The 6,175-nt window shown below is 78.3% G+C and carries 8 protein-coding genes; 6 read left to right on the top strand and 2 right to left on the bottom strand.

The features are described 5' to 3' along the window. From GTQ99_RS18540 to GTQ99_RS18560, 5 genes are all read left to right on the top strand, one after another. The coding region (locus GTQ99_RS18540) for a putative bifunctional diguanylate cyclase/phosphodiesterase (RefSeq protein WP_166617202.1) at positions 1-2,188 on the top strand (2,188 nt) is incomplete at its 5' end. Then, positions 2,185-3,039 carry an HDOD domain-containing protein gene (locus GTQ99_RS18545; protein WP_166617203.1) on the top strand — a complete coding sequence of 285 codons (855 nt, stop codon included), beginning with the start codon at positions 2,185-2,187 and terminating at the stop codon, positions 3,037-3,039. The genes GTQ99_RS18540 and GTQ99_RS18545, both read left to right, overlap by 4 nt. A 77-nt stretch (positions 3,040-3,116) precedes the next feature. Beyond that, on the top strand, positions 3,117-3,506 hold the full coding sequence (locus GTQ99_RS18550) for an ATP-binding protein (RefSeq protein ID WP_166617204.1): 390 nt from the start codon (positions 3,117-3,119) through the stop codon (positions 3,504-3,506). 7 nt (positions 3,507-3,513) lie between these two features. Then, entirely contained in the window at positions 3,514-4,053 is a 540-nt protein-coding gene (locus GTQ99_RS18555) for a GNAT family N-acetyltransferase (protein WP_338075101.1), read from the top strand. Positions 4,054-4,141: 88 nt separating this feature from the next. Beyond that, entirely contained in the window at positions 4,142-4,348 is a 207-nt protein-coding gene (locus GTQ99_RS18560; protein ID WP_166617205.1) for a hypothetical protein, read from the top strand. A 26-nt stretch (positions 4,349-4,374) separates the two neighbouring features. On the opposite strand, the gene GTQ99_RS18565 is transcribed toward GTQ99_RS18560, so the two are convergent. Beyond that, complete coding sequence (locus GTQ99_RS18565) at positions 4,375-4,995, bottom strand: TetR family transcriptional regulator (RefSeq protein ID WP_338075103.1); 621 nt, start codon at positions 4,993-4,995, stop codon at positions 4,375-4,377. 111 nt (positions 4,996-5,106) lie between these two features. On the opposite strand from GTQ99_RS18565, the gene GTQ99_RS18570 reads away from it, so the two are divergent. Continuing rightward, complete coding sequence (locus GTQ99_RS18570) at positions 5,107-5,664, top strand: NAD(P)H-dependent oxidoreductase (protein WP_166617206.1); 558 nt, start codon at positions 5,107-5,109, stop codon at positions 5,662-5,664. Positions 5,665-5,730: 66 nt separating this feature from the next. Here the strand turns inward: GTQ99_RS18570 and GTQ99_RS18575 are convergent, their stop codons facing one another. Continuing rightward, positions 5,731-5,973: a hypothetical protein gene (locus GTQ99_RS18575; RefSeq protein WP_166617207.1), complete on the bottom strand. Its 243-nt coding sequence runs from the start codon at positions 5,971-5,973 to the stop codon at positions 5,731-5,733. Positions 5,974-6,175 lie beyond the last annotated feature (202 nt).

Below are 6,175 nucleotides of genomic sequence, written 5' to 3' on the forward strand. Positions count from 1 at the left end.
GCACGCGGGCGACCCCGCCCCCCTCGAGGTCGCCCGCGTGCGCTGGGCGAACCCCGCCGCCGCCGACCTGTTCGGCGTCGCCGCCGCCGACCTCGTCGACCTCGCCGTCACCCGCCTGCTGCGCCCGGACCCCGACCAGGCCCCGCCGGGGGAGCGGCTCTCGCGCGCCCGGCGCAGCCGCTACTCCGTGGAGGCCGTCACCGCCGGCGGCGGCCGCCGGCACACCGAGGTCACGGCCTGGCCGGTGCCCGAGGCGCCCGTCCCCGTCGGCCTGGAGGCCTCCCGCGAGGAGGTCTACTGGGTCGTCGCCGTCGTCGCCCCCGCCGACGAGCGCGCCGAGGCCGCCGTCCGCGCCGCCGAGGAGCGCTTCGCCACGCTCGCGCACAGCTCCCCGGTGCCCACGATCGTCTCCGACGTCGGCGCCCGCCTCTCGCGCGTCAACGAGGCGTTCGCGGCGCTGCTGGGCCTGCCCGCCGAGCAGCTGTGCGGCACCGCCTGGCTGACGCACGTCGTCGACGACGAGCGCGCCGGCGTCGTCGAGGCCGTCGCCCGCGTCCTCGCCGGCGAGCGCGTCGTCCTCGACACCCGGCTGCGCAACGCCGCCGGGCAGGTCCGCTGGGTCACCCTGCGCCTGGCCCCCAGCCAGACCCCCGGCCACGGCGCGGGGTTCGTCGGCACCGTCGAGGACGTCACCGACCGCCTCGCCCGCGAGCACCGCCTGGCCTACCAGGCCCAGCACGACCTGCTGACCGGCCTGCCCAACCGGCTGGCGCTGCTGGAGCGGCTCGCCGACCTGCTCGCCGCACCCGCCGAGGCGGCCGCCGACCCCCTCGCGGACCTGCGCGCGGCCGCCGGCGCGCCCGCCGCCGCCCGCTCGCGCACCGGGGTCCTCATGGTCGACCTCGACGACTTCAAGACCGTCAACGACGGGCTGGGCCCCGAGGCCGGCGACGCCGTCCTCGTCGAGGTCGCCCGGCGCCTGGCGCGCACCGTGCGCGGCGCCGACATGGTCGCCCGCCCCGGCGGTGACGAGTTCGTCCTGGTCTGCCACGACCTGGCGGACCTGGAGGCCGTGGAGGCCACCGCGCGCCGCGTCCTGGACGCCCTGCTGGCCCCCGTGGAGGTCAACGGGCTGCGCCTGCGCCTGGTCGCCAGCATCGGCGTCGTCCTGCTCGACGGGCTCGCCTGCAGCGCCGAGGAGGTCGTGCGCGACGCCGGCATCGCCGTCCACGAGGCCAAGGCCGCCGGCGGCGGGCGCTGGGCGCTGCTGGACGAGGAGGTGCGCCAGCGCGCCCGCCGCGCGCTGCGCCTGGTCGCCGACCTGCGCGAGGCGCTGGCCCGCGGCGCGATCGACGTGCACTACCAGCCGATCGTGCGCCCCGGCCGCCCCGCCCGGCTGGTCAGCGTCGAGGCGCTGTGCCGCTGGGAGCACCCCGAGCTGGGACCGGTCGACCCGCAGACCTTCATCGACCTCGCCGAGCGCGCCAACCTCGTGCCGGCCCTCGACGCGCACGTGCTGTCCGTGGCCTGCCGCGACCTGGCCGCCTGGCGCGCCGCGCACGCCGCCGGGGAGCTGCCGCACGTGCCGGGCTGGGTGGCCGTCAACGTCAGCGCCGTCAGCCTGTCGGCCGACGGCTTCGCCGCGGGCGTGCGCCGCGCGGTGGCCGCCGCCGGGCTGCGGCTGAGCGACGTCTGCCTGGAGGTCACCGAGACGGCGCTGGCCAGCGACCTGCGCGCCTGCCGCACCGTCCTGGAGGAGCTGCGCCGCGACGGCGCCCGGGTGGCCATCGACGACTTCGGCACCGGCTACTCCTCGCTGGCCTACCTCAAGGACCTGCCCGTCGACCACCTCAAGGTCGACCGCTCCTTCGTGCGCGACCTCGACGCGGCGCCCGCCGCCGAGGGGGCGGCCCCGGGCGGGCCCGCCCGCGCCGTCGCCGCGGCCGTCGTCTCGCTGGCCCGCACGCTGGGCCTGGACGTGGTCGCCGAGGGCGTGGAGACCTTCGCGCAGGACGAGGTCATGAGCGACCTGGGCTGCGAGGCCGTGCAGGGCTGGCTGTACTCGCGGCCGCTGACCCGCGCCGCGCTCGTCGAGGTGCTGCGCGGCGGCGGGACCCTCGCGGCGCGCCCGGTGGCGCCCGCGCCGGCCGGCGGCCGGCTGCCCTCGCCGCGGGGGGTGCCGGCGTGAGCGAGCCGGCGGGCACCCCGCAGCTGGGGACCTCCGCCGCACCCGCCGGCGCCGTCGACGTCCTCGGCCGCGTCTCCGCCTCGCTGGACGACCTGCCCGCCCACCGCCCGGTCGCGGCCAAGGTCATCGCCGAGGCCGACGACCACCGCTCCGACGCGCGCTCGCTGGGGCGCACCCTCGGCTACGACCCGGCGCTGACCGCGAAGGTCCTGCGGCTGGCCAACTCCGCCTACTTCGGGCTGTCGGGGCGGGTGTCCGCCCCGGCGTTCGCGGTCACCGTCATCGGCTTCTCCACCGTCCGCAGCCTGGCCGTCTCCGCGATGGCCGGCCTGGACGAGGTGCCCGACGTCCTGGAGGGCTTCTGGCGGCGCAGCGTGTGCACCGCCGTGGCGGCCGCCGAGCTGGCCCCCCGCCTCGGCGCGCAGGCGCCGGACGCCTTCAGCGTCGGGCTGCTCGCCCGGCTCGGGCAGGCGCTGCTGGTGCGCTGCGACCCCGAGCAGTACCCGCTGCTGCTGGCGGGGGCGGGCGACCGCGAGGAGCTGCTGGCCGCGGAGGTGCGCCGCTACGGCGTCGGCCACACCCGGGTCTCCGCCGAGGCGCTGGCCGCCTGGTCCTTCCCCGACGACCTCGCCGGCGCCCTCGCGCAGGTCGACCGGCCCGGCTGGGCGTCCCCGCTCTCGCTGGCGGTGCGCCTGGGCGTGGAGCTGTCCGAGCGCCTGCTGGACCCGGCGCGCCCGCCGCGGCCGGCGGACCTGCTCAGCTGCGGGCACGTGCGCGACGCGGAGCTGGACGCCCTGCGGGCCGGCGTGTCCCGGACGGCGACCGAGCTCGTGCAGCTGCTGACGAGCTGAGCCGCGGGCGCCGCCGGGCGGGCTGCTGGCGTGTCGCGGGCGGGGCTGCCGCGCACGCCGGGCCGGGCGACGGCAGGATGTCCCCCGTGTGCGAGGCGACCCCGGCGGCGGAGATCACGCTGCCCGACCACGAGCACTCCGCCCGCCGCGCGCGCGCCTTCCTGTCGGAGGCCTACTGCGCCCTGCACCACGCGCGAGTCCTCGACGAGGCCCAGCTGCTGGTCTCCGAGCTGGTGACCAACGCCGTGCGCCACGGCGGGCCCCCGGTGCGGGTGCGGGTGGACTGCGACGGCTCGGCCGGGCTGCAGGTGGCGGTCTCCGACGGCAGCCGCAAGCCGCCGGTGCGCCGCACGGCGGCCCCCGAGGCCGAGGGCGGCCGGGGCGTGGCCCTCGTCGACATCATCTCGGACCGCTGGGGCGTCGAGCACGCCGACTCGGGCAAGACGGTCTGGTTCGTCCTGTCGTGAGCCGCTCGTGAGCCCGCGCCGCACCGGCACGGCGCTGCGGCTGGTGACCGAGCGGGACGCGGCGGCGCTGGCCGGCCTGCTCAGCGGCAACTGGTCCTTCCTCGCGCCCTTCGAGCCCGAGCGCGGGCCGGAGCACTTCACCGCCGACGGGCAGGCGCGGCTGCTGCGGCACGCCCTGTCCGAGCACGCCGCCGGCCGCGTCGTGCCCTGGGTCGTCGAGCACGACGGCGAGCTCGTCGGGCGCCTCACCCTCTCGAGCCTGGTGCGCGGGCCGTTCCAGTCCGCCGACGTCGGCTACTTCGTCGCCGAGGCCGTCAACGGCCGCGGGGTCGCGACCACCGCCGTCGCGCAGGCCGTCGCGGCGGCCTTCGCGCCACCGCCCGGCGGCCTCGGCCTGCACCGGCTGCAGGCGGCGACCCTGCTGTCGAACTCCGCCTCGCAGGCGGTGCTGCAGCGCAACGGCTTCGAGCGCATCGGCGTCGCACGCCGCTACCTGCGCATCGCCGGCTCCTGGCAGGACCACGTCCTCTACCAGCGCACCGCCTGAGCGCACCGCCCCGGCGGCGGGCCGCTCCGATCGGGTGAGAGCGCCCGCGAGGCCTGCAGCGCCCGCGGGCGCGGGCCGAGGCATGAGGGTGAGCCTCGTCCAGCCCGCCGCCGTCGAGCCCGGCCCGCCGGCGCCGCCGCGCGCCGGTGCCCGGCTGACGATGCTCCTCACGGTGGGGGCCGTCCTCGTCAGCGGCGCCGTCGTCGTGCGCCACGCCGTCGAGGTCTCCTCGGTGCGCCGGCTGGGCGGCGCCTCGCGGCTCGTGGACACCAACCTCGCGGCCGGGCCCGGCTGAGGCCGCCCGGCGGGGTCCAGCGCTGCTCAGGGGCGGGCGACGCGGTGCACGAGGTCGGCCCAGCCGTCGGCCAGCCGCTGCGGCGAGAGCCCCGGCGCACCCCGCACGTAGTGGTTCAGCGGCGCCTCGAGGACGGCGAGCAGGTCGAAGGCCAGGACCTCCAGGTCGCCGCGCACGCCCGCGGCCCGCAGCAGCACCTGCAGGTGCAGACGGGTGAAGGCCGCGGGGGCGCCGCCGGTGCGGTCCAGGTCGGCGGCCGCCGCGCGCAGCAGGTCGCCGCGCTCGGCGAGGAAGCGCAGCCGGTGCCGGCCGAAGGCCTCCAGCCGCTCGACGGGGTCGGCGCCCGGTCCCAGCGGGGGCGGCCCGGACAGCACCGCCTGCTGGAAGGTGCGCTCGGACTCGTCGAGCAGGGCGACGAAGACGCCTGCGCGGGAACCGAAGCGGCGGAAGACGGTGCCCTTGCCCAGGCCCGCCGCCGCGGCGAGGGCGTCCATGCTCAGCTCCTCGGCGCCCACCTCCTCCAGCAGCCGGCGGGCCGCGCGCAGCAGCGCCTCGCGGTTGCGGGAGGCGTCGGCGCGCACCGCCGGGGCGGGGGTGCCGAGGACGGGCAGGACGCGTCCGCGCGGAGGTGATCCCAGGGGTCCCACGCGAGGCAGGGTAGGGCCTGGCACCCGTGGCTGCTTGAAGACGGGAGCAGAAGCGGACTACAGTCCGCATCGTGTGGCACGCCGTCGCACCCCCCGTCCCGAGGAGGACCCATGACCACCGTCCTGGTGCTGGTCGGCAGCCTGCGCTCCGGCTCCATCAACCGGCAGATCGCCGAGACCGCCGTGGCGCTCGCTCCCGAGGGCGTCGAGCTGTCGATCTACGAGGGCCTGGGCGACCTGCCCTTCTACAACGAGGACGTCGACGTCGAGGGCGCCGTCCCGCAGAGCGCGCTGGCCTTCCGCGCGGCCGTCGCGGCCGCCGACGCCGTGCTCGTCGTGACCCCCGAGCACAACGGCACCATGCCCGCCGTGCTCAAGAACGCCGTCGACTGGGCCTCGCGCCCCTACGGGGCCAGCCCGCTGACGGGCAAGCCGCTCGTGGCGATCGGCAGCGCCTTCGGCCAGTACGGCGGCGTGTGGGCCCAGGACGACGCCCGCAAGTCCTTCGGCATCGCCGGCGCCCACGTCCTCACCGAGGTCGCCATGGCCATCCCCGGCTCGGTCGTGCGCTTCGCCGACACCCACCCCAAGGACGACGCCGAGGTCGTGGAGAAGCTCACCGTCGTCCTGGGCGGGCTCGTCGCCGCCACGACGGTCGCCGCCGCCTGAGGCCCGCGCCCGCCGCGCGGCACCGCGCGGCGGCGGAGCGGGCGCCCGCCCCGGGCGGGCGCCCGCTCACTCCCCGTTGCGCAGCTCCTCGAGGAGGTCCACCAGCTCGTCGGGGACCTCCCAGCCCACCGGGACGTCCTGCACGGACTCCCGCCACGCGGCCGGTGCGAGCGCCACCCCGCGCGCCAGCAGCGGCTGGGCCAGCGGCGGGGGCAGCAGCCCGCCGGAGTCGGCCAGCTCGACCACCTGCGCCCGCTCGGCCTCGTCGAGGTCCGCCCACCACAGCTCCAGCGCTCCGCGTCCGCCCACGCCCCCAGCCTGCCCGGCGCCCGGCGCGGGCGCACCCGCGCACCGCGCGGCCGGTGCACGTCCGCCGACCGCGGGCGCTCCCGCGATCGGCGAGAATGGGCGTGATCTGCAGCTGGCGTGGCGCCAGAGCACCTGGCGTCAGGGGAGTGCACGTGCCGGACCAGCCCACCGCTCGCCCCGTCGAGGCGGTCCCGTCCCCGCC

Origin of the sequence: Kineococcus vitellinus, from assembly GCF_009906315.1 — a bacterium.
Taxonomy (GTDB): Bacteria; Actinomycetota; Actinomycetes; order Actinomycetales; family Kineococcaceae; genus Kineococcus; species Kineococcus vitellinus.

Excerpts from the sequence above, each read along its gene's own strand:
- GTQ99_RS18550 (WP_166617204.1), top strand. The coding sequence starts at position 3,117 with ATGTCCCCCGTGTGCGAGGCGACCCCGGCGGCGGAGATCACGCTGCCC.
- GTQ99_RS18570 (WP_166617206.1), top strand. The coding sequence starts at position 5,107 with ATGACCACCGTCCTGGTGCTGGTCGGCAGCCTGCGCTCCGGCTCCATC.